The sequence below is a fragment of the Rhizobium sp. FKY42 genome (genome assembly GCF_005222835.1).
Taxonomy (GTDB): domain Bacteria; phylum Pseudomonadota; class Alphaproteobacteria; order Rhizobiales; family Rhizobiaceae; genus Neorhizobium.
Genome location: NZ_STGA01000029.1, coordinates 827,627 through 854,507 on the forward strand (window position 1 = coordinate 827,627; position 26,881 = coordinate 854,507).

Sequence of the window (26,881 nt, forward strand, 5' to 3'; positions counted from 1 at the left end):
CAGCTCAATGAATTGATTTCACTCGGTAATTTTGCCGCAACCTCTCGCAGTCAGCGCTCTTCGCCATCCGCCTTTGCCTCGTCATCGGCTACAGGGATGGCATAGGAACCGTTCAGCCAACGCGAGAGGTCGAGCGTGCAGCATCGGTCTGAGCAAAAAGGGTAATGATCGCGAACCGACGGCTTGCCGCATTCCGGACAAGGGCGTGCCTTGCGCAAAGGCTCAACCCTCGCGCCTGATGTTTTCGAGGTATCGGTCATTTCAGTTCTCCGGCCACAATCCCGCCAGCTCGTAGCCTTCGCCGTTCAGAAGCAAGGCTGTTTCGTAAAGAGGCAAGCCGACGACATTCGTGTAGGAACCGATGAGCTTCTGGACAAAACTGCCGGCAATGCCCTGGATGGCATAGGCTCCGGCCTTGCCGCGCCATTGATCGGACGCGAGATAGGATTCAATTTCACGAGTCGAAAGCCGCTTGAAGCGCACCTTCGTTTCCACGACCTTCTGTCGAAACTGACCACCGGGCGTCACCAAGCATATACCTGTATAAACCCAATGCCCCCGGCCCGAAAGAAGATGGAGTGCCGCAGAGGCCTCATCCATATATTCTGTCTTGCCGAGGATACGGCGGCCAACAGCCACGACTGTATCGGCGGACAGGATATAGCTTTGCCGCCAGGCCAGATCATCCTTCACGGCTGCAAATGCCGCCTCCGCTTTTTCCAGCGACAGGCGGCGAGCAAGCGAACGCGGATGCTCCGACTTTCTGGGCGTCTCATCGATATCCATCGGCATCAGCCGGGATGGCTTGATCCCCACCTGGTTGAGAAGATCAAGGCGCCTGGGAGAACCCGAGGCGAGAATGAACTTTTGATCCAGCGGCATGGAGATCCTCGGACTAGCCTTCCGGGTAGAGACCCAGAGATTCGCTTTTACTTGAAGCGATAGGTGATGCGACCCTTTGTCAGGTCGTAGGGGGTCATTTCGACCAGCACCTTGTCGCCAGCCAGAACGCGGATACGGTTCTTACGCATACGACCTGCCGTATGCGCGATGATCTCATGCTCGTTTTCCAGCTTCACGCGGAATGTCGCGTTCGGCAGCAATTCGGTTACGATGCCCGGAAATTCGAGAACTTCTTCTTTCGCCATGGAGAGCTTTTCTTCCTGTGTTGTCCTGAATGTGCAGCCACAGTTTGGCCGCAGCTTTAAAATTGCGCGGAAACTACACGTTCGCCGCACGTTTGTGAACCTCGAAGGTAAGCGAATCTCGCAGCTTGCAAGGTCTTATGTCAGATGCCGTTCAGATTGTCTGGCGCCCCTGCAGCAGTGGCAGGGCGAAACGCGCCTCTATCCGCTTCAACAGTTCATCGCGTACACCGCGATAGGCTTCCAGAATGCGCTCACGGGTACCGGTCTCGAGCGTCGGATCCGCCGTCTGCCAATATTCAACATCAATCGCCTGGGCTCGTGTCGCTTCCAGGGCCCGATGATGAGCCTCAGGCGACAGCGTCACGATGATGTCGAAATAATCGTCCTCAAGCTCATCCAGCGTCTGTGGCGGATGTTTGGGCAACGAAAGGCCGATCTCATCCAGAACGACATCAACGAACGGATCGGCCTCGCCTGCCTTTACACCGGCCGATCTCACGTAGATATCGGGAGGCAATAGACGTTTTGCAATGGCCTCCGCCATGGGAGATCGAATTGCATTCATGCCGCACATGAACAGGATTGCGCCAGGGCGTTTGGATTGGCTCGACTCCGCGGTAGTCTCCATGCTCACCCCCGCCAATAGAGCACACAGACCAGCGTGAACAGACGCCGCGCCGTGTCGAAATCCAACAGGATCTTGCCCTTCAATCTGTCTTGCAGGATCTCGGACCCCTCGTTGTGGATCCCTCGCCTGCCCATATCGATCGCTTCGATCTGCGATGGTGTAGAGCTTCGGATGGCTTCATAATAGCTTTCGCAGATCATAAAGTAGTCCTTTATGATCCGCCGCAGAGGCGTCAACGAAAGGATATGCGTGGCAACCGCCTCCCCGCTTTCCGTTGAGATTGAAAAAACCAGTTTGGAATCGACCAGTGAGAGTTGAAGGCGATAGGGTCCACCGCCATGGCCAACAGGCTCGAAGCGGTTTTCCTCGATCAGATCGAAAATAGCGACGGCTCGTTCATGTTCGACATCCGGCGTCGATCGGCCGATGCTGTCGTCCAGCACCACGTCGAACAGCCGAAAGTCCCCATTTGCCATCAATCATCACCCCTGGTTCAGGCGAATAGAAACCGAACGGGCGTGCGCATCAAGCCCCTCTGATTGGGCAAGCGTGATGGCGGCCGGTCCAAGCTCTCGCAACTGTTCCGGACCCAGTCGGAGTATGGAGGTTCGCTTGACGAAATCCAGCACGGACAGGCCGGAGGAAAAGCGCGCAGACCGCGCAGTCGGCAGAACATGGTTGGAGCCGCCGACATAGTCACCAATGACTTCCGGCGTGTAGCGGCCGACGAAAATGGCGCCTGCATTGCGTATGCCGGCAAGCAGCCTGTCCGGATCGGCAACGGCAAGCTCCAGGTGCTCCGCGGCGATGCGATTGGCGAGCGGCAATGCCGCCTGCAGATTGGGTACCTGTATAATCGCACCAAAATCGCGCCAACTCAGGGCAGCGGTTTCCGACCGGGAAAGCGCCTTCAACTGACGCTCGACGGCCTGCTCGACAGCAAGACCGAGTGCTCTGTCATCAGTAATAAGGATCGCCTGTGCGCCCGCGTCATGCTCCGCCTGGGCCAGAAGATCGGCCGCCAGCCAGTCAGGATTGTTTTCGCCATCGGCAATCACCAGAACCTCCGAGGGTCCGGCAATCATATCGATGCCGACCGTACCGAAGACCTGCCGCTTTGCCGCAGCAACGTAAGCATTGCCGGGACCGACGATCTTATAGACCGGCGCAATGGATTGCGTTCCATAAGCCAGCGCTGCAACAGCCTGCGCTCCGCCGATACGATAGATCTCCGAGACACCGGCAATCCTGGCGGCCACCAGAACGGCAGGATTGATCTCTCCACCGGAGGCAGGGCAGACCATGACGACACGTTCCACTCCGGCAACACGCGCAGGAACGGCGTTCATCAGAACCGAACTCGGGTAACTTGCAGTGCCGCCTGGGACGTAGAGACCTACCGCTTCGATGGCGGTCCAGCGCGACCCCAGACCTACGCCGAGATCATCCACATAGATGTCATCCTTCGGCATCTGACGGGCATGGTGCTTCTCGATGCGGTGAGCGGCAAGTTTCAGAGCTTCGATAACGGCATCATCGACCTTGGCGAAGGCCGCATCGATTTCCGCTTCCGTTACCCGCAAACCCACCTGCTTGAGATCGACGCGATCGAAGCGGCTTGAATAATCGATCAGGGCCTCATCGCCGCGGGTGCGCACATCATGCACAATTGCGCGTACGGTCGCATTCACATCTTCCGAAACTTCGCGCTTCGTGGTCAAGAATGCCGCAAACCGCGCTTCAAAGTCCCCTGCCGTCTGATCCAGCCAGATTGCCACAGTTTCATCCCTCTATCATTCAGAACGAAAATGGCGAGGCCGCCGTCAGGCGTCGTGCTTCGGCCGGTTTTCCGTTCCCCAGACACCACCGGTATCTGCCAGTTGCGCCTCAATACATTCCACATCCAGGCTGATCGCAGAGCCGCCCGCCAAGGTCAACTCAATCGTGCCATCCGGCCCCTCATCCTTCCGGGAGAACCGTATCGCCAGGAGAGAGTAGACAGCCTGGCCGTCCCGCCGATCAATACCCAAAGTGCGCACCGCTTGCACGCGCTTGAAGCTCAAGGCAGCCTTGCGCCGCTCGTAACCTTCGCTCGCCCGCGCCGCCTTTTCCCACACAAAGCGGTTCACCACCAGATAGAAATGGCCGCGCTTTCCGTGCCATTCGAGATCCGATGCCTTGAACACGCTATCCTGCATATGCGCCGAGATGATTTGCAGATCTTCATCATCCAGCGCAAGCAGTTTCAGTTCTGTCATCTCTGCCATGGAGAGCCTCTTCATCGCGCCGGAACCGGCTTGTTCATCTGGCTCTGGAGATAGGATGAGCGGCGACAGGAAACAACCCGTCCCCGCAGCATGCTTTCACTCGCTGACGCGCTCTACCACCGCGCCGCAGCGGGTGAGCTTTTCTTCCAGCCGCTCGAAGCCGCGGTCAAGGTGATAGACGCGGTTGACGATTGTTTCGCCTTCCGCTGCCAGACCCGCAATGACGAGAGAGACGGAAGCGCGCAGATCCGTTGCCATGACCGGTGCACCCTTCAGGCGCTGGACACCTTCAACGCGCGCCATCTGTCCGGAGAGCGAAATGCGAGCCCCCAGACGTGCCAGTTCCTGCACGTGCATGAAACGATTTTCGAAAATCGTTTCCGTAATGTGGGAAACGCCACTAGAGCGTGTCATCAGTGCCATGAACTGTGCCTGCAGATCCGTCGGGAAGCCAGGGAAAGGTTCTGTCACGATATCGACGGGGTGAATGCCGTGGCCATTTCGCACCACGCGCAGGCCAGTTTCAGTTGCCGTGATCTCGGCCCCCGTCTGGCGCAGAACATCCAGCGCATTCTCCAGCAAGGCGGCGCTGGTGCCTTCGAGGGTTACATCACCGCCCGTCATGGCAACGGCCATGGCGTAGGTTCCGGTTTCGATGCGATCGGGCAGTACGCGGTGACGAGCGCCAGAGAGGTTCGTCACGCCTTCGACCGTGATGGTTCGCGTGCCTGCGCCTGTAATCCTTGCGCCCATGGCATTGAGGCAGTTCGCAAGATCTTCAACCTCTGGCTCACGCGCAGCATTATCGATGATCGTCGTTCCCTTGGCCAGGGTCGCGGCCATCATCATGACGTGGGTTGCACCGACAGAGACCTTGGGGAACGTGTATTTCGCACCGACGAGCCCACCAGACGGCGCTGTCGCATTGACATAGCCACCGTCGATTTCGATGTTGGCGCCAAGCGCCTGCAAGCCTTCGAGGAAAAGATCGACCGGGCGCGTTCCGATGGCGCAGCCACCCGGCAACGAAACGCGAGCCTTGCCTTCACGCGCAAGGAGCGGCCCGATGACCCAGAAGCTGGCACGCATCTTCGACACAAGTTCGTAAGGTGCTGTGGTGTCTGCAATCGTGCGGCAGGTGAAATGAATGGTACGGGAATAGCCATCTTCCTGCCGCTCGCGGCGACCATTCACTGCAATATCGACGCCATGATTGCCAAGGATGCGCATCAGCCCTTCGACATCGGCCAGATGCGGCACGTTTTCGAGCGTCAGCGTATCGCTTGTGAGGAGCGATGCGATCATCAACGGCAGCGCTGCATTCTTCGCGCCCGAAATGGGGATGATGCCATGCAGCCGATTGCCACCCGAAATTCTGATGCGATCCATTCAATCTTTACGGACAGCGAAGTCCGCCTTTCCTGTTGCGGGGTTTGGCAGTGGCCGCCTTTTGGGCCGTCCCGCCAATCCAAACCAAATCATCTTGCCTGCAAGTCGCGGCTCAGACCACTCTCCTGATCCGGTCCGGCTGGATGAATACCCAATCATAGAAGTGGTGCGTGCATAAACGAAATCGAGAAATCCTTCAATTCTTCACTCGTCCTGCTAACGCCCGCAGCATTCAATCGTCCGATTGGTGCGGTTTTGCGGCAGGCAGTCCATCTGTCAGGTCGGCCTCTCCATCCCGCCGGGCGCGGGCCTGCTGTTTGCGACGTTGCAGATTTTCGCGCAGCTTCTGCGCAGCGCGTGCACGCCTCACCTCCGCCTCCGTCGGTTGGCGGCGCTGTATGGATACCGGGTTCGGTTCGTTCTTGTCGCTCATGGAGATTTCCATAACTGATGGAGAGGGATTGCTGATGAGGAACAGGTTTTGATGAGTTTTGGCAAATTTGTAGAAGTTGCGACTTGCACTGCCGGTCAAGCTATGGCAATAGGCCGCTCACTTGCAGCGCGGCAACACATCGACGCGCTCCTGCTGCAGTAGCTCAGTGGTAGAGCACTCCCTTGGTAAGGGAGAGGTCGGGAGTTCAATCCTCCTCTGCAGCACCATTTTCCCAAAAGAAAGTCAGTTACTTCACCGAAACGGGTGATGGTTAATCATTGGCTGCTTTCTATGTTCAGAAATTAGCAAAGCATCAAGGTTCTCAGGCAATACTCGCATGAATACGCGATCTGATTCGGATTGCACCTGAACAGGTAGAGGCTCAGCCTGTTGCCGGGAGCTAATTCGGATAGATCATGGATCATTCCAAGGGGTTGACGTCATGAACACGGTACAGATGAGCGGCGAAGAAGTGCTCGAAATCATTGCGTTTCGCCTGCACTCCCAAGAATTTTGCGTGCGCACCACCTCTATCCGCGAGATTCGCGGCTGGGCGCCAGTGACGCCGATTCCCCATTCGCCTTACGAAGTCATCGGCGTTATGAATCTGCGCGGCACGGTCATTCCGATCGTCGATCTGGCCGTCAAGCTCGGCATGCACAATACCGAGGTCAACGAGCGCAGCGCCATCGTTGTTGCCGACATCAAGGGCATGACCGTTGGTCTGCTGGTTGACCGCGTATCGGATATCATGACGATCCCGTCGAGCCGCCTTCAGCCGGTTCCAGCTGCGGCAGGCTCCAGTGGCACCTTCTCCGATGGTCTCATTGCCCATGACAGCGGCATGATCTGCTTCCTCAATCTCGAGCGCATGTTTGACGCAGGCGACGATGATTGGGGCATGGTGGCCTGAGCCGAATTTCGGTTCCAGATCAAAAGTTTGCCACAAGCTTGCGGTGGATCGCCGCAAGATCGCCCTCGCGTCTTGCCCAAAGGTTGGATTCCCATTCGAGCGCGGTCGCGACGATACGGTCCAGCGAATTGTGTTTCGGCTTCCAACCCAGCAAACGCCGAGCAAGGGTGGAATCCGCGACAACGGCTGCTGCATCTCCTGGGCGGCGTGGACAGAAGCGAACCGGGAAGTCCGCTCCATGCACACGCTTGACCGATTCGATGACCTGCAACACTGAATAGCCTTCACCATAGCCGCAATTGGCTACGATCGGGTCCCCGCCACGCCGCAGGTATGACAAGGCATTGAGATGCGCGGCAACCAGATCGCTGACGTGGATGTAGTCACGAACGCCCGTGCCATCCGGTGTCGAATAGTCGGTGCCGTAAACGTCAATCGAAGGCCGCCGACCAAGTGCTGCTTCACAGGCGAGCTTGATGAGATGCGTTGCCCCTTCCGTGGAGAGACCCGTGCGTCCCTTTGGATCTGCTCCGGCGACGTTGAAATAGCGCAGGACAACATAGCGGAAATCATGCGCGCGCGCCGCATCCCGCAACATCATCTCCGACATCAGCTTCGATTGCCCATAGGGGTTCTTTGGCACGGTGGGATTTGTTTCCCGCACCAACCCCTCGCCGGCCTCGTCGCCATAGACAGCCGCCGTCGATGAAAAGACAAAGTGCTTGATGCCAACCTCGATTGCAGCAGCAGCCAGAACGCCTGTCTTCGAGGTGTTGTTCTCGTAATATTCGAGCGGATGGGCGACAGACTGAGGTACGACGATGGAGCCCGCGAAATGCAGGATTGCGTCGATGCTGTTTTCGGCAAAGACCCGTTTCAAGATTTCGCGGTCACCGACATCACCGAAATAAAAGCGCGCCGCATCCGGCACCGCCCAGCGGAAACCCGTGGACAGGCGATCGAGAACGACGACCTCTTCGCCAGCATCCAGCAATGCCCAAACCATATGGCTACCAATGTAGCCCGCTCCACCTGTCACCAGAACAGCCATGTCCGATGCTCCTGCCAATTTTGTTCTGGCTGGATAGAAACATGTTCCGCTTCAGGAGACCTTACCGCGGAGCTTAACGGTAAGGTATTGTTCTGGCTGTAGAAAACGAAGCGTCTATAGTTTCGCTACAATTTTATCCAACTGCGCCACGAAGTCACTCAGAGCTTGGCGATATACTCCGCCAGACGTCCCGCCGCTTCGGTGATCTGCCTTGGATCGCGCAGGAAACAGGCGCGCAGAAACGCACCTCCTCCAGGACCGAAGGCCGTTCCCGGCGCAAGCCCCACAAGCGTCTTGTCCACGATGTCGAAGGCTGCGGCGCGAGGATCGTCAATGCCGTCAATCTTCAGGAATGCATAAAGTGCACCATCCGGCTTGCGGGTCTGCACGCGATTTGTGGCAATGAGCGCGTCGCACAGGATATCCCGCGAGGTGCGTGCACGTTCGATATTCGAGCGCACGAAATCATCCCCCTCCTCCAGCGCAGCAATGGCTCCGCGTTGCATGAAAGGTGTCAGCCCTGAGCTGGAATACTGGATCAGATTTTCGAGCACCTGACCGATTTCAGGCGGCGCAACGATCCAGCCGACACGCCAGCCGGTCATCGACCAGTTCTTGGAAAAGGAATTGGCGTAGAGAATGCGGTCGTCAGGTGCCTGTATATCCATGAAGGACGGCGCGCGAGCACCATTGTAGTAATAAAGGGCGTAGATCTCATCCGCGATGATCCAGAGCCCATGCTTCCGGGCAAGTGCCAGAATCGCCTGCAGATCGTCCTGCGTTGCGGTCCAGCCCGTCGGATTGGAGGGCGTATTGATGAACAGCGCCCTTGCGCGCGGCGTGATCGCCTTTTCTATCTTTGCCACGTCCAGCGACCAGCCACCGTTGACATAGTCCACCTCAACCGGCACCGGCTTACCCCCCGAAATGCCAACGGCGGCCACGATGTTCGGCCAGCTCGGCGTCAGATAGACAATCTCATCGCCTGGCGAGGCAACGGCCTGGACGCACAGGTTGATGGCGTGCATGCCCGAACTGGTGGCGAAGAAATGCTCGAATGGCCGCTCAACGCCAAAATGACGCTGGTAGTAGCGCGAAAGAGCCTGGCGCAGTTCCGGCAGGCCACGCTGCCAGGTGTAGAAGGTTTCCCCCGCGTCCAGCGCGTCTTTGGTAGCGCGATTGATGAAATCCGGGCTCGGCAGATCGCCTTCACCTGCCCAGAGCGGAATAAGGCCCTGGCGTCCTCGTGCATAGTTCACCAGTTCAACGATACCGCTTTGCGGCGCGGCGAGCGCACGGGCGCTCAGGCTTTCCTTCAAGGTCATGCAATCAATCTCCAAATAGCTGCATGTTCATAAAGGAAAGCGCGAGCAAAATCCCATTCGTTTCAGTGCACGACCATTCGATTGATTTGATGGATCACAATCAGGCGCGGGGCTTCAGAAGATCGCGGATTTCGGTCAGCAGTTGCACATCGGCTGGTGGCGGCGCCGGGGTCGCTTCCGCTGGCTTCTTTTCCTCCGCTGCACGGATGCGGTTCACGCCCTTTACCATCAGGAAGATGATCCAGGCGAGAATGAGGAAGTTGATGATCACGGTCAGGAACTTGCCATAGGCGAAGACCGGTCCCTGTGCTTTCGCGGCCTCAAGGGTCGTCGCCGTAACGGTTGAGCTCAGGGCGAAGAAATAATCGGAGAAATCAATGCCTCCGATGACCACGCCCACAACGGGCATGACGACATCATTGACCAGCGAATTGACGATGCCGGTGAAAGCACCGCCGATGATAATACCGACGGCAAGATCCACAACATTGCCCTTGGCGATGAAAGATCGGAATTCGCTAACCATAGACATGACTGTTCCCCTCAGTTTTCAAAGACATACGCTGTTTCTACTATAGCAACGACTTCCGCCTTGGGAAGGTGCAAAGGGCGATGGACATCCTCCATCTAGTACTTTTTGCCAAGGCCGCATTCATTTCCAAGCCGTTGCTTTTCGCCTAATATCGTCGCTCAAGAGGTTGGCGTCATGCCAAGGCGGAGGTGCAATGCTGCCCGGCTGGATCATCGTTCTGTCCGCATGCGGCTATATTCTCCTGCTGTTCGCCGTGGCAAGCTATGGTGACCGCAGGAGCAGACGCTTGGGTACACGCTCAGGCGGACGGCCCGCGGTCTACGCGTTGAGCCTGGCCGTCTATTGCACATCCTGGACCTATTTCGGTGGCGTTGGACTGGCAGCACAGAAGGGCCTCGAATTCACCGGCATCTATATCGGTCCAATCATCGCTTTCACGCTTCTGATGCCACTCGTTCGCCGCATCGTCGAACTGGCGAAGGCGGAGAAGCTGACATCGGTCGCGGACTTCATCGCCGCACGCTATGGCAAGAATTCCGGCGTCGCTCTTCTCGTCGCGCTCATCTCGCTGATCGGGGCGATCCCCTACATCGCACTCCAGCTCAAGGCGGTGTCCAGTTCCGTTGCCGTCATGGTGGATCCGTCCGCCTTCGGCCTTGGCAGCGGTAATCTTCATTTCATCGATCTGGCGCTGGTGGTTACTCTGCTGATGGCCGTTTTCGCGGTGATGTTCGGCACGCGGCATACGGATGCGACTGAACATCAGGATGGCTTGATCCTGGCCGTCGCCATGGAATCGGTAGTGAAGCTCATTGCTTTTCTCACCATCGGTATGGCGGTGATTTTTCTGATCTTCGACGGTCCGATAGATCTGTGGCACAAGGCATCCGAAAGCATGCTGGTAGAGGCTGCTCTTCAGTATGAGACGCCGCTGGCGCGCTGGCTTCTCCTGATTGGACTTTCTGCCTTTGCCATCATCATGCTGCCGCGACAGTTCCATGTCACGGTCGTCGAAAACCGTACGGCCGGTGAAATGCGGCGCGCCAGTTGGCTGCTGCCGCTCTATCTGGTCGCGATCAATATTTTCGTTCTGCCTGTGGCCATCGGCGGGCTCATTACCTTCGGCGGCACGGGCAATATGGACCTCTACGTCCTGCAACTGCCACTCTCCAACCATCTGCCGATCATAACGCTGATCGCCTTCATCGGCGGCTTCAGCGCCGCAACCGCGATGGTCATCGTCGAGTCCGTTGCCCTCTCGATCATGATCTCCAACGATATTGTCTTGCCGATCTTCCTGCGGCGAAAGCTGATGGTATCAAGCGACGATCGTGCGGATTTCGCCAAACCGCTTTTGCGCATTCGCAGGACCGCCATCTTTGCCGTTCTGCTCCTCGGTTACGCCTATTATCGCGCGGGCGATAGCGAAACCGGACTGGCCTCCATCGGCCTGCTGGCTTTTGCCGCAACGGCACAAATTGCGCCCTCCCTGCTTGGCGGCCTGTTCTGGCGACGGGCAAATGCAAGGGGTGCGATCGTGGGAATGTCGCTGGGCTTTCTGGCCTGGGCCTACCTCCTGTTCCTGCCGAGCCTGGGAGGAACGGACAACTCGCAGCTTGCGGCCACCATCCTCGATTTTCTTGTGCCTGGAACCAATCTTTTCTCCGGCTCACATTCCGACCCGCTGCTCAATGGCGTCGTACTCAGCCTTCTGATCAACTGTCTTGCCTTCGTCGTTGGCTCCTTGTCGCGCAATCCGCGACCCGTCGAGCGGATCCAGGCAGGCATCTTCGTCAAGCGTCAGTCGCGCTCGCAGTTTGCGACACGAGGCTGGAAGACACGCGTCAGTGTGGGAGACCTCAAGGCCGCCATTGCGCGCTATCTCGGCAACGAGCGTATGCGGCGCTCATTTGCCAATTACGAGAACACGCTTGGGCGCAAATTATCGGATGATACAGCCGCCGATATGGCCTTGATCCATTTTTCGGAGCAGCTTCTGGGAAGCGCGATCGGCTCCTCTTCCGCAAGACTGGTTCTATCCATCCTGATGCAGAAGGCGGAAGACGCGAATGCCGATACGGCATGGCTGCTGGATCAGGCGTCCGAAGCGCTGCAATATAATCAGGACATTCTGCAGACCGCACTTTCGCAGATGGACCAGGGGGTTGCCGTCTTTGACAGTTCCGACAAGCTAGCGATCTGGAATCGCCGCTTCCGGATTCTGCTGGATCTGCCGGAACAGGTAGGACAGGTGGGATATCCTCTACGGGATATCATCGATATTCTGGCTGAGCGCGGCCATATCGCCGGTGACGATGTCGATACGGTGATTGCACGGATCAAGACGCTCGACATGCCGTTCTCGCTGGTACTGCGAGGCGGAGAACGCATTATCGAAGTGCGCTCGAACACGATGCCCGACCACGGTATCGTCGCCACCTTCACGGATATGACGGAACGAGTGGCAGCCGCGCAGGCCCTGAAACAGGCAAATGAAACGCTGGAGCAGCGCGTTGAGGAGCGTACTGCAGAACTCACGCGCGTGAACCGCGCGCTGGCCGAGGCCAGAGCAGCCGCCGACGAAGCCAATCTCGGCAAGACGCGCTTTTTTGCGGCGGCTGGCCATGACATTCTGCAGCCACTCAATGCCGCGCGCCTCTACTCCTCCTCACTCGTCGAGAGGCTGGGCGATTCTGAAAACAGCCAGATGGTTCGGAACATCGATTCAGCGCTGGAATCGGTCGAAAGTATTCTCGGCGCCGTTCTCGATATCTCGCGACTGGATACCGGTGCCATGAAACCGCGAATGGCGACGGTTGCTCTTGGCGAGCTTTTCCAGAAAATCGAAACCGATTTCGCGCCGATTGCGCGCGAGAAGAACCTGAAATTCAAGGTTCTGACCACCAGCGTCTCGGTGCGCACCGATCCAAACCTTTTGCGGCGCCTGGTTCAGAACCTCGTTTCCAATGCGATCAAATACACTGTCAGCGGCAAGGTTCTGGTCGGTGCCCGTCGGCGCGGAAACGAGGTCGTCATCGATGTCGTCGATTCCGGCATCGGCATTCCTTCCTCGAAGTTCAAGACCGTCTTCAAGGAGTTCACCCGGCTGGACGAAGGCGCGAGAACAGCCGCCGGTCTCGGCCTTGGACTTTCCATCGTGGATCGAATTTCCCGCGTGCTGTCGCATCCGGTTGAGTTGGCATCGACGCCCGGGCGCGGAACTATCTTTCGTGTAAAAATGCCGCGCGAACTGGTGACCATGGCGAAGCCACGCAAAGATACCGTATCTCGTGTCGCGGCCCAGCCGTTGTCTGGTTTGCATATCCTCTGCATCGACAACGAACCTCGTATTCTTGAAGGGATGCAACTCCTGCTGTCCGGCTGGGGATGTACGGTGCTGATCGCAAAAAACGTCTCGGATCTCGACACCTTGTACCCGGACGGCACCTCCCCTCCCGATATCGTGATCGCGGATTATCATCTCGACGACGAAACAGGAATTGATGCGATCCTGACGCTGCGGAAGCTCTTGGGCGCTGCCGTTCCAGGGCTTATCATAACCGCTGATCGCACCCCGGAAGTTCGCGCAGAAGCTGAGAAATATGGCCTCGGTTTGCAGCATAAGCCGGTAAAACCTGCTGCGTTGCGCGCATATATCACCCAGATCGCCGGCCTGCGCAGAGCTGCGGCAGAGTGAACGTGACATCCACTCACGTTTCATGACACACTTGTGACACTCTCCAAATCACAATAGACGCCGCACCGGGGAACCGCTCCACCGAGTGTGCGTTAAGAGCCTCATCATCCAGCCCGAAGAGGCCCACCGGACCGATTGCACAGGCGATCAGTGCCGCCCAAGGAGAATGCGAACGATGAAACGCTATGATCTCATCGATGGAATGCGGGGATATTTCCTCGTCTTCATGCTGATCAATCACCTCGTATTCGCCGGCGGCTATTGGCTGGTGAACATAAATCACAACCAGCTTGCTTTTGTGGAAGACGCACAAGGCTTCGTCTTTCTGTCTGGTCTCCTGATCGGCATGGTCTATGTGCGCAAGATGGCCAAGAACGGCTATGCAGCCGGACGTCAGGCGATCTATTCACGCGCTTTCGAGCTCTATCGGTATGCGATGGGTATCGTGATCTGCGTGCTGGCAGCACAAATATTCCTGCCTGGCGCCTATTATGTCTGGTACAACTGGCTCGGCTACACGACCTTCGACGACCCGCTTCGCCTTGCAGCGATCGCCACATTCGTGTTCCAGCCCACCTTCATGGACATCCTGCCGCAATACATCATCTACATGCTGTTTGCGCCGATGCTGGTGAAACTCGTCATCGACGGTAAGTGGGCTCATGTAATGGCCGGTTCATTGATCCTGTGGATGGCTGGCCAACTTGGCCTGCAGAAGCTGGTAACAGGTCCGATCAACGAATTTTTCCTGCGTCCCGACGAGCAGGGTATCCGCGCGTCTTTCAACCTGTTTGGCTGGCAGATCGTCTTCTATTCAGGTCTTGTTCTCGGCGCCATGACGTCTCTCAACAAGATCAACTGGACGGGTATCTTCTCGCCGAAGAATACATTCATCCCGACGATCTGCGTGCTGATCTGCGCCTTCTTCCTGCCGCTTCGCATCATGACGGCGCATGGCCTGATGCCGGGTGATCTTGTGGCCAAATTCGCCACGATGGAAATTCGCGCTGATTTCGGTCCGGTCTATCTGCTCAACTTTATTGCGGCGGCTACGCTCATGACATGGATGATCATCGCAGGTCCAAAACATCCGGCCCTATGGGTCCGCCGGATCGCGAATGGCATCATCTGGGTTCTGTCGCTTAAGTTTCTACAGCTTCTGGGTCGCCACTCCCTGTATGTTTACGTGTGGCACGTTAGCATCGTGTACGCCGTCTACTATTTTGACGGTCGTACACCGGAATTGTCCGAGGTCACGAAAACGGCAATCGCTTTCTCGTGCATCGTACTTCTGGCAGTACCGGCGCTGTGGCGCGAGCGCGACAACTGGCTTCCGTTGGGCGGCTCTACGGCGCCTGTGAAGGTCGCGGCTGGAAAGAAAGCTTGATCGCCGCGCACCTCCGAATCTGTGTCAAGGCGGCGAAGGCCGCCTTTTCCATCTCTATCAGGCAAGCACTGAGTCTCTACGCATCGGAAAGATGGCACGCAGCCCTTCCGGGCGATAGTCGAGGGTGCAGGGTGCACCAAAACCCATTGCGAGCCGACGTACCAGATCCGTGCCGAAGCCGCTACGGGTGGGAGCCTCAACACCAACGGCACCCTGCTCTTCCCATAGCAATTGCAGCCAGCGCTCTTGCGGATCTGCCTGTTCCGGAGCGTCACAGAACTCCCAACTGACCTTGATCGAACCCCGGTCCTGTGCCAGCGCTCCATATTTGAAGGCGTTGGTACCAAGTTCATGCAGGATGAGGCTCAGCGAAATAATGGAAGAGGCATTGAGCTTCAGCGTTGGCCCCTCCAGCGACAGTCGATCACCAGACGTCAGACCAAGTGGCTCCACCGCAGACAGGATCGTATCCCGCATTGATGTCGTCTCGCCGGAAAGAGAACCGCGCAAAAGCGAGATCGAATGCCCCATGGCCTGGATACGCTTTCTCAGCTGCGTACCCAGTTCCTGTGGAGTTGTAGCATAGCGTTGCGAAAGCGTAATGAGGCCACTCGTTGTAGCGAGCAGGTTCTTGAGCCGATGATCAACTTCATCGGAGATCAATTGCTGCATCTGCAGGTGCCGGGTCAGATCCTCCTTGGCTCGCTGCTGTTCGGCATAGGCCGACAGCAGGAGTCGTAACAGACCCAGGTCAATCGCTACGACAAGAAAGAAGAAAGCAAGAGCGGTGAAGGACTGGGCATTCAAACCAAAACTTTGAATTGGCGGAATGAAAAAGTACCAGGCCACCAAAGCCGAGATGCAGGCATTTAAAATGGCCGGCAGCATTCCGAAGACAAAACCTGTCAGAATCACAGCCGGGAAGAATGTCAGATAGGGGAAACCAGCGGGCAAATAGGAATCAACCGCGAAACGCGCCCAAATCGCAATTGCCTCGATGATCAGGGATGCCAGATAGGCGATGCCAATCTCTCTCGGTTCCGGCGTGTTCAGTGTGGAACGAAACGCTGGAAGCTGTGATAGCAATCGCACCAGGCGACCATCCCTGGAAGCAAAGCGCAGGTTGGGGCCGTCCGTTCCAGGCGAGGACGATGGATCAAGACCATGTTGCTCGTCGGTGAGATCACTCATTTACGCTTCCTGCTATCACCCTATGTCGTCTATCCGATTTTTAGAATGGGCGTAAGCTGCATCATAAACAAAAACCCCTCCACCGGCGGGCAGAGGGGCATGTCTTCGATACGAAATCGACCGTCGATTACTTGGCAGGCTTCAGCGAAGAGATGATGCCAATCAGATCCTGTGCATGCTTTTCCTGCTCACCCTTGGTGCCCCAATAGGTAATGAGCAGAACCTTGTTTGCAGACGGCGAGAGAACGGACAGACCGATGTTGACCGGACCGTCCTTGTCCTTGCCCGACCAATCGAAGTTCATCATCTTCATGCCATTGATGGTGTCTTCAGACTGCTTCTGGGTGGATTCGTCAACCTTGACGCCGTTCTTGTCCAAGAATTTGATGGCCTCATCGACGACCTTGCCCGCGTCTGCCGCATCCGCTACGTCGATTGCGAGGTAAATGGCTTCATCGGAAGAGGTTGCCTGGATACCCGTGTCAGTTTCTTCCGGGTTCCAGCTATCAGGAATGGTAATGCTGGCAACCGGCTTGTCGCTTGGGAAAGCAAGCGTCTCGGCAAACGAAGCAGCAGGGAACAACAGAGCGGCCACAACGGCCGCGGCAAAAATCTTCTTCACGGAATGATTCCTTCGTGGAAATATAACTGGCGGGGACGAGCACCTCTTGGTGCCGACGATGCTCGTTCGTCTTATTGCTATAACATCGATGCTGTCAGCAAGATGAACAATTCGTTGCAGATCAACAAATATCCATAGAGACGATGTTTGCGATCAAATATCAATTTTGAATCTCAAACGAGTTATTTAATTTAATGACGACTTGGTAAAAAATAGGCCCCACAAGGGAGCCTATTTTCATCATGATCGTCGCCGTTATCAAGCAGCCTTTTGTTCGGCTCCGTAAGGATTGAAGCGACTGTAGAAGGTCTCGCCCTTGGCAGCCATGTCGAGCAGCAGCGGCGTCGGCTTGAAGTGATCACCATAGTCTGCGGCGAGCTTCTCACAGAGTGCAACGAAAGTCTTCACACCCATGCCGTCGATATAGGACAGGGTACCGCCGGTATAGGGCGCAAAGCCGAAGCCGAGAATGGAACCGACATCGGCTTCACGAGGATCCGTAACGATGCTCTCTTCCACCGTGCGCGCGGCTTCAAGCGCTATGGTGACCAGCAGGCGCTGCTTCAGCACGTTCACATCCACTTGGGACGCAGGCTTCTGCGGATAGAGATCCTTCAGGCCCGGCCACAGGAACTTCTTGGCGGGCTTTGCCGGATACTCATAGAAGCCCTTGCCGTTCTTGCGGCCACGGCGATCCAGTTCATCCACCAGCTTGTTGACCAGCGCCATATGCTCCGGCTTCACCGAGGCTTCACCAAGATCCGCAATCGAAGCCTTCATGATCTTTTGGCTGAGATCGACTGCCACTTCATCATTAAGGGAAAGAGGACCGACCGGCATGCCTGCCATCTTGGCAGCGTTCTCGATCATTGTGGCAGGAACACCCTCGATCAGCATATCGTAGGCTTCGTTGATGTAGCGGAAGACGCAGCGGTTGACGTAGAAGCCACGTGTATCGTTGACAACGATCGGCGTCTTCTTGATCTGCGATACATAATCCAGAGCGACAGCAAGCGCCTCGTCACCGGTTTCTTCCCCGACAATGACTTCCGTCAGCATCATCTTCTCGACTGGCGAGAAGAAGTGAACGCCGATAAACTGCTTCGGACGCTTGGAATTCTTCGCCAGTCCCGTGATGGGCAGGGTCGAGGTATTGGAGGCAAAGATTGCCGTTTCCGGCAGCACGGCCTCCACCTTTTCGATCACATCCTTCTTGACCTGGCGATCCTCGAAGACCGCCTCCACGACAAGCGAGACATCCGACAGCGTGGAATAATCAGCCGTTGGTGTAATGAGAGAAAGCAGTTTCTCACCGTCTTCCTTCGACATACGGCCCTTGGCCACGCTGTCTGCGACCAGCTTTTCCGAGACAGCCTTGCCCTTGGCGGCGGCTTCGTCGTCACGGTCAATCAGCGAGACGGCAATGCCAGCCGCAGCCGATACATAGGCGATGGAAGCGCCCATGAAGCCGGCACCGACGACGCCGATCTTTTCGAGCTTCTTCTTTTCCACGCCCGCCGGACGACGGGCACCCTTGCCCAGTTCCTGCATGGAAATGAACAGCGAGCGGATCATCGAGAAGGCTTCGGTGGAGCGCAGCACTTGCGTGAAATAGCGCTGTTCGATCTTCAGGCCCGTATCGAACGGAACTTGCAGTCCTTCGTAAACGCACTTCAGGATGGCAAGAGCACCCGGATAATTGCCCGCGGTTTCACGACGCAGGATAGCGGGTGCTGCGGGCCAGAGCTGAGCAGCAGCAGGCGTCCAGATGCCGCCGCCCGGAACCTTGAAGCCCTTTTCATCCCAGGGAGCAACCGGCTTCAGGCCATCCTTGATCATCTGCTTGGCAGCGGGAATCAACTGATCGGGCTCTACCACCTGATGCACGAGGTTCATGGCCTTGGCGCGGCTCGGCGTCAAAGTCTGGCCGGTCGTCATCATCTGAAGAGCATCCTGCGTGTTGGCGAGACGCGCCACACGCTGCGTGCCACCGGCACCGGGGAAAATGCCGACCTTGACTTCCGGCAGCGCCAGCTTGACCGACTTGGCGTTGGACGCCACGCGGCCATGGCAGGCGAGCGACAGTTCAAATGCGCCGCCCATGCAAACGCCGTTAATGGCCGAGACCCATGGCTTGCCGCAGGTTTCGATCTTGCGCCACAGCCAGTTCATGCGGCCTGCAACGTCGAACAGCTTCTGCATTGCCGTATCCGGGTTCTTTGCCTGCTCTTCCTGCAGAAGGCTGAACATGCTGCGGATCATGGTGAGATCCGCGCCGCCCGAGAAGGTCGACTTGCCAGAGGTGAAAACGACGCCCTTGACGGCGGCATCGGAGACAACCTGATCAACGATGGCATCGATTTCGTTCATCACCTCTTCGGTGAAGACGTTCATGCTCTTGTCTGGCATGTCCCAAGTAACAAGGGCAATGCCATCTGCATCGGTTTCGATGGTGAAATTCTTGTAAGTCATGGCCGTATCCCCTCTCAAACGCGTTCGATAACCGTTGCCGTACCCATGCCTGCACCGATGCAGAGGGTGACCAGCGCGGTGTTGAGATCGCGGCGCTCAAGTTCGTCCAGAACCGTTCCGAGGATCATGGCACCGGTCGCACCGAGCGGATGGCCCATGGCGATTGCGCCGCCATTGACGTTCATCTTGGCGTGATCGATTTCGAAAGCCTGAAGATAACGCAGCACGACGGCGGCAAAGGCTTCATTCAGTTCGAACAGGTCGATGTCGGAAATCGACATTCCGGTCTTCTTCAAAAGCTTTTCGGTCACATCGACCGGACCGGTCAGCATGAGGGCCGGATCGGAACCGATATTGGCGAAGGCACGGATGCGCGCGCGCGGTTTCAAGCCCATGGTCTGACCACCAGCCTTCGAGCCAACGAGAACGGCGGCAGCGCCATCGACGATACCGGAAGAGTTGCCAGCATGGTGGACGTAATTGATCCGCTCCACTTCGGGGTGGGCCTGCAAGCCAACCGCCTCGAAGCCACCCATCTCACCCGGCATCTGGAACGATGCGTTCAGCGAAGCCAGCGCCTGCATATCGGTACCGGGACGCATATGCTCGTCGCGATCCAGAATGACCAAGCCATTCTGATCCTTCACGGGGATGACGGAATTCTTGAAGTAGCCCTGCTCCCAGGCGTGTGCGGCGCGCTTCTGGCTTTCCACGGCATAGGCATCCACGTCATCGCGGGAAAAGCCGTATTTGGTGGCGATCAGATCGGCAGATACACCTTGCGGCATGAAATAGCCGGGGAAGTTGACCGAGGGGTCCATGTACCAGCTGCCGCCGGACATGCCCATGCCAACGCGCGACATGCTTTCAACGCCACCTGCAATCACGATATCATCGGAGCCTGCGGCCACTTTTCCGGCGGCAAAGTTCACAGCATCGAGACCGGACGCGCAAAAGCGCGAGATCTGCATGCCCGGAGCTTTGGTCGAGTAACCTGCCTCAAAAGCGGCAGCCTTGGGAATGACGGCACCGGCATCCATGACCGGATCGACGCAACCCATGATGATATCGTCAACATTGGCAGTGTTCAGGCCGTTTCGGTCACGAATGGCTTCCAGTGTCTTGGCTGCCAGTCGGACGGACGGCACTTCATGCAGCGAACCGTCCTTCTTGCCACGGCCACGCGGCGTGCGCACATGGTCATAGATATAGACTTCGGTCATTGTCTCTCTCCCTTGGGCGCCCGGGCGCCTTTCATTTTTTGCCATGACAGGGGGGTCATGGCCTATGGAGCATATTGGAGGCTGCCCTCCCCGCAATGGGGAGAGCTCATCTTGCCGGTCGCGAGCTTAGAACGCTTCGGCGGCCAGTTCCATCAGCGTGTCACTGCCTGCTTCGATACGAACCTTGCGCAGGGCCGTTTCTGGCATGATCTTGTCCATGTAGAACCGGGCGGTGACGAGCTTGGCGTTGAGGAAATCCTTCCGCTCATCGCCTGCTGCCAGAAGATCCTGCGCGGACTTGGCCATCTTCGCCCACATATAACCCAGCATCACCAGACCGAAGAGGTGCATATAATCGGTCGATCCCGCACCGGCGTTATCAGGCTTCGCCATGGCATTCTGCATGAACCACATGGTGGAAGCCTGCAGATCGTTCAGCCCCTTCTTCAAAGCCTTGGTGTAGGGAGCCATCTGTTCGTTCGAACGGTTTTCCTCGCAGAAATCACCGATTTCCTTGAAGGCAGCCATGACGGCGCGGCCACCATTCAGTGCCAGCTTGCGCCCCACGAGATCGAGCGCCTGAATACCGTTTGCACCTTCATAGATCATGGCGATACGGGCGTCGCGCACATACTGGCTCATGCCCCATTCTTCAATGTATCCATGACCACCATAGACCTGCTGTGCCATCACGGCGTGGTCGAAGCCCTTGTCGGTCAGCACGCCCTTCAGGATCGGCGTGGCAAGACCCAGCAGATCATCGGCATCCTGCCTCTCCTTGGCATCCGAGGAACGATGAGCGATATCGGACTTCAACGCCGTCCATAGCATGAAGGCGCGGCCAGCTTCGTTGAACGACTTGATCGTCATCAGGGTGCGGCGAATATCCGGATGCACGATGATCGGATCGGCAGCCTTTTCCGGTGCCTTGGGGCCGGAGAGGGAACGTCCCTGAATGCGGTCCTTGGCATAGGCGACAGCGTTCTGATAGGCCACTTCGGCAATTGCCAGACCCTGAAGGCCAACGCCCAGACGCGCCTCGTTCATCATCACGAACATGGCGTTCAAGCCCTTGTTCTCCGCCCCGATGAGGTAGCCGGTCGCCTCGTCATAATTCATGACGCAGGTGGCGTTACCGTGAATGCCCATCTTGTGCTCGATGGCGCCGCAGACGACCTTGTTGCGCTCACCGAGCGAGCCGTCTTCGTTGACGATGTATTTCGGCACGATGAAGAGTGAGATGCCTTTGGTTCCAGCAGGGGCGCCTTCAATACGGGCGAGAACCAGATGGACGATGTTGTCCGTCATGTCGTGTTCGCCGGCCGAGATGAAGATCTTCTGGCCGGAGATCTTGTAGGTGCCATCGCCATTCGGCACGGCCTTGGTGCGCAGAAGGCCGAGATCGGTGCCGCAATGCGGTTCGGTGAGGTTCATGGTGCCGGACCATTTGCCCTCGACCATCTTCGGCAGATAAGTCTGCTTCTGCTCGTCATTACCGTGAACGAGGATCGCGGCAATCGCCCCTTGCGTCAGGCCCGGATACATCATCAGCGACATGTTTGCCGCAGAGGTATATTCTCCAACCGCCGCATGCAGCGTGTACGGCAGGCCCTGTCCGCCGAACTCTTCCGGCACGGCCAGTCCGATCCAGCCTCCTTCGCAATAGGCGTCATAGGCCGGCTTGAAGCCCTTCGGCGCCTTGACGCTACCATCTTCGGCGCGAACGCAGCCTTCCTGGTCGCCAGAATAGTTGACCGGAAACAGCACTTCTTCGGAAAGCTTGGCTGCCTCACTCGCGATGGCGTCGATCATTTCCGGGGTCGCATCGGCAAAACCCGGGAGGTTATTGTAGCGCTCGATGCCGAGCACATCATTCAGGATAAACAGTGTATCGGCGACAGGGGCCTTGAAGACAGGCATTCGCGAACTCCTCCAGATCAGCGGCCGGACTTGACCGGCATTTGTGCTCCTAAAATATTGACGTGCGCGTAAACGTCAATCCGGCAATGTGTCTCGGCGCGATAAAATCTTCGACAGGGGTTTTCCCCGTATCGACGGCTCCTTGCGGTTCCGCAGCCTCCCACGCTGCCTCCTGCGCACACTGCCTGATTCGCGACAGACGAGCGCTTTCGATCATCGCGTGCAAAGGTGAAGGACCGGTGAGTGGATGTATTATATCAGGCACATAATCCGCTTGCTTTTTTCCAGCTCAGTCCCTGCTAAATCACAAACTTGCCCGCCTCATGCGCCTGCTTGTTAACACAGTATTAACTACGTTTCGCGAAAGGTGAATCCTGACCGAAGATCCAGCGCTTCGGTCTGCGGCGCAATGCAATTTCGCGCGCGGGCAAGCCCTGAACAAGGTTCGGCGGCTAAAGCCTAGAATGCGCGCGAAGTCTATCGTCAGCCGATCAAGATGCTGGACGTGAGGATCAGCAGACCTGACGGAACGTTGCGCAGCGGAAAGCGAGCGAGCTAGACATGAACGGATCACGCCTGAATCAAAATCCGCGCGGGGAACGCTCTCTCGATGCGTTGAACAAGACCATAGATAACCTCGAAGCGCGGATTGAAGGCTTGCTCAAGGCGTCAGGACGCGAGCCGCGGATCGACAAGGATCTCCTGAACGAAATCCGTCAACGCCAGCGTTCTCTTGGCAATGAGCGTCCGAATGAACGCGGCGGCGAGCGGACACGTGATCAGCGAGGCGATCAGCCTGCACAGGAACAGCCTCGCCAGCGACAGGATGAGCGCGATCAGCAACGCAGGCAGGAGGCTGCTCGCAGTGAGGAAAGCCTTCGGCAGGAACAAAAAGCTGCGGCCCACCGGGCGGCCCACGCATCGCTGCAGGAAAACCACAACGTCTATTCGCCCCCGTCGGACCGACCGGCGCCCCGCGCGTCCATGCAGGCTCAGCGCCAGCCGGAAGCCCCGGCCATGCGCAGCGCCGCAAGACATATCGACGATCGCGCGAGCGAGCGCGACCACAGAGAGCCGCAGGCTTACCGCGAAGCCCCCTCCGAGCAGCGGCACCGGGAGCCGCGGCGCACCGAGGAACGTCGTCCCGAACATCACCATCCGGAAGAGCGCCGTCGTCAGCGTACGGCGTCTGCACCGGAGTATAGCGTAGGCGATCTTGTCGGCGCGCTGCAGATGCTGCGCCAGGATTTGAAACAGGACATCTCCGAGGGCATTTCCCGAGAGATGGAGCATGTTCGCCATGAAATCCACGCGATCCGCGATCTCTCCGCCGATCGGCGCCTTCCCGATGAACTCCGCAGCGAACTGGCCCGTCTGGCCCAGATCGTAGAGGACATGCATCATCAGGCGCCGGAAGACTCACAGCGCATTCAAGGCGAACTCTATGAGCTTCGCGCGATGATGGATGGGCTGGCGCGCGAGGAAAGCGTCCACCGCATGGAAGTCCGCTGGAACGAACTTGAGGATCGTATCCAGGACATCGACACGCAAGGTATCCAGAAGGAGCTAATCGCGCTCGCTTACCGTATTGACGGCATCAAGGCCGAACTCGGCACAATGTCGGACAGCCCTGCCCTGCGCGCTCTGGAAGACAAAGTGCTGATGCTGGCTGCGGTAATTGAGGATCTCGGTGCGCGCTCGCCGCTGCCGGACATGGTCTATGATCATTTTTCGCAGGTCGATCAGCGTCTGGACGAAATCAGCCGCGCCGTTGCCAGCAACAGTCGGGTGCGCGACAGCGCAGAAGAACAGGCTGCCTTCCGCCGCCTCGAAGAACGCCTGAGCTATCTCACGGACAAATTCGACAGCCTTTCGCAGGTTCAGGAAACCCAGCGGATCGAGGAAAAGCTGGAAGAAGTCGTCGCCAGCCTCGGTCGCAACAACCAGACCGAATTGACCGGCTATCTGGCCGACCTTTCCCGTCGCATTGATGCGATGCATGAGCAACCGGCCGATCAACTTGTCGCACGCCTCGACGATCTCGCCGCCCGCATAGACCATCTGCACCGCGCCCAATCCGGCAACCGGAGCCTGCTGAATGATGGCAGCTCCATCGACCGGCTGGAACAGCGTCTTGACGAAATCGCGGAGCGTTTGAGCGAGACTGCGCGCAGTCCTGCAGGAGACATGCGCGGTCTTTCCCATCTTGAAAAGCAGATTGCCGATCTGACCAGCATGATGCAGAGGGCTCCCCGTGAGCAGACCGGCTTACCTGCCGATCTCGATCAGCGCATGGCCTCCATCGAGAACTATCTGGCGACCAGCGACGAATACATTCTCGAGGCTGCCCGCCAGGCAGCAGAAACCGTGGTGGAAGCCTATCGCAAAACCCCCGCTGGAACGACGACGGGAGGCACTGCCTCAGACCCGTCGCAGTTCCTGGGGCTGGCAGAGGATCTGCGGCATCTGGAACAACTTGCTCGTGCCTCGGATGAACGCACGCAAACCACGTTCGACAGCCTGCATCGCACGCTGGTTCAGATCGCGGGCCGTCTGGACAAGATGGAGGACCACTTCTCTTCGCGCACAGCGTCCTCCTACCCGTCGCCAGGAGCCTTCGAACCGCAGTCAGCTATCCGTGCACCAATGGCTGCGCCATCTCCGGTGGAGCCAGAGCCAAAGGTCCTTGCGCGCAATACGGAAGAACTGATGCGCGAAACCGCGCCGGTCTATCATGAGCCCGAGACTGACGACCTTTTGGAGCCGGTGGAAGCCGACGGCAAGGCGAAGGGCAAGTCTGGCTTTCTATCCAGCCTTTCCAAGCGCCTGAAGTCTGCTTCCAAGACTGAGAGCAGGCGTTCTGTCCAGCCGGAACGCACCTTCGTTGAACCCGCGCCCTCCATCGATCCGGTCGATGTCGTACCGCAGGAACACGAGAACGACCTTCTCGAGCCGGGTTCCGGCAAGCCGGACGTGCGCAAGATCCTTGAGCGGGTGCGCGCAAGCCAGGCCGTCAATACGGCGTCATCCGGCGGCGACAACGAAAGAATCGATTATATCGCTGCTGCGCGACGTGCGGCGAAGGCCGCTGCCCAGGAAACCGATCCTGCCAAGGCGGGTCAATCGAGGCCGAAGACAGCTCAGGTAGCACGCGGCAAATCCGCGACACAAACATCTGCCGCGAGTGGCGGCTTGCGCAGCACCTTCACCCGTCATCGCCGTCCGATCCTGATGGCTATCGGTGCGGTTCTGCTCGTTTTGATGACCGTACCGTTGATCAATACCCTAACCCGCGGGGACAAGGTCATTACGCCACCTCCACCTGTCACAAAGACAACCCCATCGGCACAGATGAGCCTGCCACCTGCCAGCAGCAGCACGGTCGCCTTGTCCAATAGTGGAGCTAGCGCGGGCAACGCAGTCGACAGCACGGCGGTCCAGCAAAATGCGCCAAGGCCTCTCCCTCCGGTGGCGGAACCGGCACCGGCGCTTGCACAGGCGGCACCGACCACACCGGTCGAGGCAGTTCCGGCCTCACCGGTAACACCGGCTGCATCCGCTGCGAAATCAACAGCCTCGATCGAAGTACCGAGCGTCATTGCACAGAAGCCTCTGGCCGAGGCAGCGGCAGCTGGCGATCCGCAAGCTCTGTTCGAGATCGCCGCTCGCTATACGGAGGGTCGCAACGGCGTCCCGCAGGACCCAAAGGAAGCGGCTCGCTGGTACCAGATGGCGGCCGAACGCGGCTTTGCACCTGCTGAATACCGGCTCGGCAGTCTTTACGAAAAAGGCACCGGCGTCGAGCGCGATCTGGCAAAGGCGATGAGCCTGTACCAGAAGGCCGCCAACGCCGGAAATGCAAGCTCCATGCACAATCTCGCCGTTCTCTATGCGTCGGGCGCAACCGGAACCGCTGACTATAAGGCAGCCGTCAACTGGTTCACGAAGGCAGCCGATCTCGGCATCGCGGACAGCCAGTTCAACCTCGCCATTCTGTTTGCGCGCGGCAACGGCACGTCACAGAACCTGGAGGAAAGCTACAAGTGGTTTGCCGTGGCGGCCAAAGGCGGCGACAAGGATGCTGCCGACAAGCGCGAAGAGGTCGGTAGAGCTCTGAAGCCGGATCAGCTTGCAAAGGCCAAAGCCGCTGCCGAAAGCTGGTCCGCGAAGCCGCTCGACCAGCGCGCCAATAGCGTTAACATTCCCACGGAGTGGTCCGGCAGCGCCCAAACATCGACCGGTTCCATCGATATGGGCAAGGCAATCCGCAACATTCAAGCTATCTTGAACAAGAATGGCTATGACGCGGGACAGCCGGATGGCCTTATGGGCAAGAAGACGATTGCTGCCATCAAGTCGTTCCAGAAGAGCAACGGCATGCCCGACGACGGCAATATTACCGAGGAGCTTGTTCGTAAGCTGCTGGAACAGCATCAGGCAAAGGTCAGCGGATCGACCGGTTAAGGACAAATCGAGAAATCGCAGGTTTTCGCTTTCTTTGATTTGACTTGGCAATCGGCAGGACGCATGAGGAACAAGGCCTGAGGCGTTCAGATAGCGCCGCGAGCCAATGGGACCTTTCGCACCGCCGCAACGGGCGCTCTACTTTCTGTTTGTGAAGCATAATCTTTTCGATCCTTGTTTCACTTCGGTCGGATGATGTTTTACCGCGAAGCAGCCCGC

At 57.7% G+C, this 26,881-nt stretch carries 21 protein-coding genes and 1 tRNA gene; 5 read left to right on the plus strand and 17 right to left on the minus strand.

The features are described from left to right. Positions 1 to 50: 50 nt before the first annotated feature. The 9 genes from yacG to E8M78_RS14830 form a co-directional block, all read right to left on the minus strand. Positions 51 to 260: a DNA gyrase inhibitor YacG gene (gene yacG, locus E8M78_RS14790; protein WP_137135733.1), complete on the minus strand. Its 210-nt coding sequence runs from the start codon at positions 258 to 260 to the stop codon at positions 51 to 53. 1 nt (position 261) lies between these two features. Then, the gene (locus E8M78_RS14795; protein WP_137135734.1) at positions 262 to 882 is read right to left on the minus strand and encodes a Maf-like protein; all 621 of its coding nucleotides are present in this window, start codon (positions 880 to 882) and stop codon (positions 262 to 264) included. 47 nt (positions 883 to 929) lie between these two features. Next, a complete protein-coding gene (gene infA, locus E8M78_RS14800) occupies positions 930 to 1,148 on the minus strand; it encodes a translation initiation factor IF-1 (RefSeq protein WP_007759621.1) in 219 nt (72 codons plus the stop codon). Positions 1,149 to 1,299: 151 nt separating this feature from the next. Beyond that, on the minus strand, positions 1,300 to 1,776 hold the full coding sequence (locus E8M78_RS14805) for a low molecular weight phosphatase family protein (RefSeq protein WP_137135735.1): 477 nt from the start codon (positions 1,774 to 1,776) through the stop codon (positions 1,300 to 1,302). Between the two features lie 2 nt (positions 1,777 to 1,778). After that, positions 1,779 to 2,252, minus strand: a complete 474-nt coding sequence (locus tag E8M78_RS14810) for a UPF0262 family protein (protein WP_137135736.1) — start codon at positions 2,250 to 2,252, stop codon at positions 1,779 to 1,781. A gap of 6 nt (positions 2,253 to 2,258) precedes the next feature. Beyond that, positions 2,259 to 3,554, minus strand: a complete 1,296-nt coding sequence (gene hisD / locus E8M78_RS14815) for a histidinol dehydrogenase (RefSeq protein ID WP_137135737.1) — start codon at positions 3,552 to 3,554, stop codon at positions 2,259 to 2,261. Between the two features lie 45 nt (positions 3,555 to 3,599). After that, positions 3,600 to 4,034, minus strand: a complete 435-nt coding sequence (locus E8M78_RS14820; protein ID WP_137135945.1) for a DUF2948 family protein — start codon at positions 4,032 to 4,034, stop codon at positions 3,600 to 3,602. A 105-nt stretch (positions 4,035 to 4,139) separates the two neighbouring features. Next, entirely contained in the window at positions 4,140 to 5,432 is a 1,293-nt protein-coding gene (gene murA / locus E8M78_RS14825; protein WP_062555318.1) for a UDP-N-acetylglucosamine 1-carboxyvinyltransferase, read from the minus strand. A 232-nt stretch (positions 5,433 to 5,664) separates the two neighbouring features. Then, the gene (locus tag E8M78_RS14830; protein ID WP_137135738.1) at positions 5,665 to 5,865 is read right to left on the minus strand and encodes a hypothetical protein; all 201 of its coding nucleotides are present in this window, start codon (positions 5,863 to 5,865) and stop codon (positions 5,665 to 5,667) included. A gap of 152 nt (positions 5,866 to 6,017) precedes the next feature. On the opposite strand from E8M78_RS14830, the gene E8M78_RS14835 reads away from it, so the two are divergent. Both E8M78_RS14835 and E8M78_RS14840 read left to right on the plus strand, forming a co-directional pair. Then, positions 6,018 to 6,092: transfer RNA gene (locus E8M78_RS14835), tRNA-Thr, on the plus strand. A gap of 215 nt (positions 6,093 to 6,307) precedes the next feature. After that, a complete protein-coding gene (locus E8M78_RS14840) occupies positions 6,308 to 6,778 on the plus strand; it encodes a chemotaxis protein CheW (RefSeq protein ID WP_062555294.1) in 471 nt (156 codons plus the stop codon). A 19-nt stretch (positions 6,779 to 6,797) separates the two neighbouring features. Here the strand turns inward: E8M78_RS14840 and galE are convergent, their stop codons facing one another. The 3 genes from galE to mscL all read right to left on the minus strand — a co-directional run bounded on the left by galE (position 6,798) and on the right by mscL (position 9,680). Further along, entirely contained in the window at positions 6,798 to 7,829 is a 1,032-nt protein-coding gene (gene galE / locus E8M78_RS14845; protein ID WP_137135739.1) for a UDP-glucose 4-epimerase GalE, read from the minus strand. 158 nt (positions 7,830 to 7,987) lie between these two features. Next, complete coding sequence (locus E8M78_RS14850; RefSeq protein WP_137135740.1) at positions 7,988 to 9,154, minus strand: pyridoxal phosphate-dependent aminotransferase; 1,167 nt, start codon at positions 9,152 to 9,154, stop codon at positions 7,988 to 7,990. 100 nt (positions 9,155 to 9,254) lie between these two features. Further along, a complete protein-coding gene (mscL, locus tag E8M78_RS14855; protein WP_137135946.1) occupies positions 9,255 to 9,680 on the minus strand; it encodes a large conductance mechanosensitive channel protein MscL in 426 nt (141 codons plus the stop codon). Between the two features lie 199 nt (positions 9,681 to 9,879). Between mscL and E8M78_RS14860 the strand changes: the two genes are divergently transcribed. Together E8M78_RS14860 and opgC are read left to right on the plus strand one after the other, a co-directional pair. Further along, positions 9,880 to 13,383: a NahK/ErcS family hybrid sensor histidine kinase/response regulator gene (locus E8M78_RS14860; RefSeq protein WP_137135741.1), complete on the plus strand. Its 3,504-nt coding sequence runs from the start codon at positions 9,880 to 9,882 to the stop codon at positions 13,381 to 13,383. A 175-nt stretch (positions 13,384 to 13,558) separates the two neighbouring features. Continuing rightward, a complete protein-coding gene (gene opgC, locus E8M78_RS14865) occupies positions 13,559 to 14,770 on the plus strand; it encodes an OpgC domain-containing protein (protein ID WP_137135742.1) in 1,212 nt (403 codons plus the stop codon). Between the two features lie 57 nt (positions 14,771 to 14,827). On the opposite strand, the gene E8M78_RS14870 is transcribed toward opgC, so the two are convergent. The 5 genes from E8M78_RS14870 to E8M78_RS14890 all read right to left on the minus strand — a co-directional run bounded on the left by E8M78_RS14870 (position 14,828) and on the right by E8M78_RS14890 (position 22,198). Continuing rightward, positions 14,828 to 15,961: a DUF4118 domain-containing protein gene (locus E8M78_RS14870; protein ID WP_137135743.1), complete on the minus strand. Its 1,134-nt coding sequence runs from the start codon at positions 15,959 to 15,961 to the stop codon at positions 14,828 to 14,830. 127 nt (positions 15,962 to 16,088) lie between these two features. Further along, positions 16,089 to 16,583 (minus strand): histidine kinase, encoded by a 495-nt coding sequence (locus tag E8M78_RS14875; protein WP_137135744.1) that lies wholly within the window; start codon positions 16,581 to 16,583, stop codon positions 16,089 to 16,091. 258 nt (positions 16,584 to 16,841) lie between these two features. After that, on the minus strand, positions 16,842 to 19,055 hold the full coding sequence (locus E8M78_RS14880; RefSeq protein WP_137135745.1) for a 3-hydroxyacyl-CoA dehydrogenase NAD-binding domain-containing protein: 2,214 nt from the start codon (positions 19,053 to 19,055) through the stop codon (positions 16,842 to 16,844). Positions 19,056 to 19,069: 14 nt separating this feature from the next. Beyond that, complete coding sequence (locus tag E8M78_RS14885; RefSeq protein WP_137135746.1) at positions 19,070 to 20,278, minus strand: acetyl-CoA C-acetyltransferase; 1,209 nt, start codon at positions 20,276 to 20,278, stop codon at positions 19,070 to 19,072. 126 nt (positions 20,279 to 20,404) lie between these two features. Next, positions 20,405 to 22,198: an acyl-CoA dehydrogenase C-terminal domain-containing protein gene (locus E8M78_RS14890; protein ID WP_137135747.1), complete on the minus strand. Its 1,794-nt coding sequence runs from the start codon at positions 22,196 to 22,198 to the stop codon at positions 20,405 to 20,407. A 561-nt stretch (positions 22,199 to 22,759) separates the two neighbouring features. On the opposite strand from E8M78_RS14890, the gene E8M78_RS14895 reads away from it, so the two are divergent. Continuing rightward, on the plus strand, positions 22,760 to 26,662 hold the full coding sequence (locus E8M78_RS14895; RefSeq protein ID WP_137135748.1) for a peptidoglycan-binding protein: 3,903 nt from the start codon (positions 22,760 to 22,762) through the stop codon (positions 26,660 to 26,662). Positions 26,663 to 26,881 lie beyond the last annotated feature (219 nt).

Bases quoted from the DNA above. Each gene is read 5' to 3' on its own strand.
- murA (WP_062555318.1), bottom strand. From the start codon at position 5,432: ATGGATCGCATCAGAATTTCGGGTGGCAATCGGCTGCATGGCATCATC.
- galE (WP_137135739.1), bottom strand. From the start codon at position 7,829: ATGGCTGTTCTGGTGACAGGTGGAGCGGGCTACATTGGTAGCCATATG.
- E8M78_RS14810 (WP_137135736.1), bottom strand. From the start codon at position 2,252: ATGGCAAATGGGGACTTTCGGCTGTTCGACGTGGTGCTGGACGACAGC.
- yacG (WP_137135733.1), bottom strand. From the start codon at position 260: ATGACCGATACCTCGAAAACATCAGGCGCGAGGGTTGAGCCTTTGCGC.
- E8M78_RS14850 (WP_137135740.1), bottom strand. From the start codon at position 9,154: ATGACCTTGAAGGAAAGCCTGAGCGCCCGTGCGCTCGCCGCGCCGCAA.
- E8M78_RS14870 (WP_137135743.1), bottom strand. From the start codon at position 15,961: ATGAGTGATCTCACCGACGAGCAACATGGTCTTGATCCATCGTCCTCG.
- E8M78_RS14860 (WP_137135741.1), top strand. From the start codon at position 9,880: ATGCTGCCCGGCTGGATCATCGTTCTGTCCGCATGCGGCTATATTCTC.
- E8M78_RS14890 (WP_137135747.1), bottom strand. From the start codon at position 22,198: ATGCCTGTCTTCAAGGCCCCTGTCGCCGATACACTGTTTATCCTGAAT.
- E8M78_RS14805 (WP_137135735.1), bottom strand. From the start codon at position 1,776: ATGGAGACTACCGCGGAGTCGAGCCAATCCAAACGCCCTGGCGCAATC.
- mscL (WP_137135946.1), bottom strand. From the start codon at position 9,680: ATGGTTAGCGAATTCCGATCTTTCATCGCCAAGGGCAATGTTGTGGAT.
- E8M78_RS14840 (WP_062555294.1), top strand. From the start codon at position 6,308: ATGAACACGGTACAGATGAGCGGCGAAGAAGTGCTCGAAATCATTGCG.
- infA (WP_007759621.1), bottom strand. From the start codon at position 1,148: ATGGCGAAAGAAGAAGTTCTCGAATTTCCGGGCATCGTAACCGAATTG.
- E8M78_RS14880 (WP_137135745.1), bottom strand. From the start codon at position 19,055: ATGACTTACAAGAATTTCACCATCGAAACCGATGCAGATGGCATTGCC.
- E8M78_RS14830 (WP_137135738.1), bottom strand. From the start codon at position 5,865: ATGAGCGACAAGAACGAACCGAACCCGGTATCCATACAGCGCCGCCAA.
- E8M78_RS14820 (WP_137135945.1), bottom strand. From the start codon at position 4,034: ATGACAGAACTGAAACTGCTTGCGCTGGATGATGAAGATCTGCAAATC.
- E8M78_RS14795 (WP_137135734.1), bottom strand. From the start codon at position 882: ATGCCGCTGGATCAAAAGTTCATTCTCGCCTCGGGTTCTCCCAGGCGC.
- E8M78_RS14885 (WP_137135746.1), bottom strand. From the start codon at position 20,278: ATGACCGAAGTCTATATCTATGACCATGTGCGCACGCCGCGTGGCCGT.
- E8M78_RS14895 (WP_137135748.1), top strand. From the start codon at position 22,760: ATGAACGGATCACGCCTGAATCAAAATCCGCGCGGGGAACGCTCTCTC.
- opgC (WP_137135742.1), top strand. From the start codon at position 13,559: ATGAAACGCTATGATCTCATCGATGGAATGCGGGGATATTTCCTCGTC.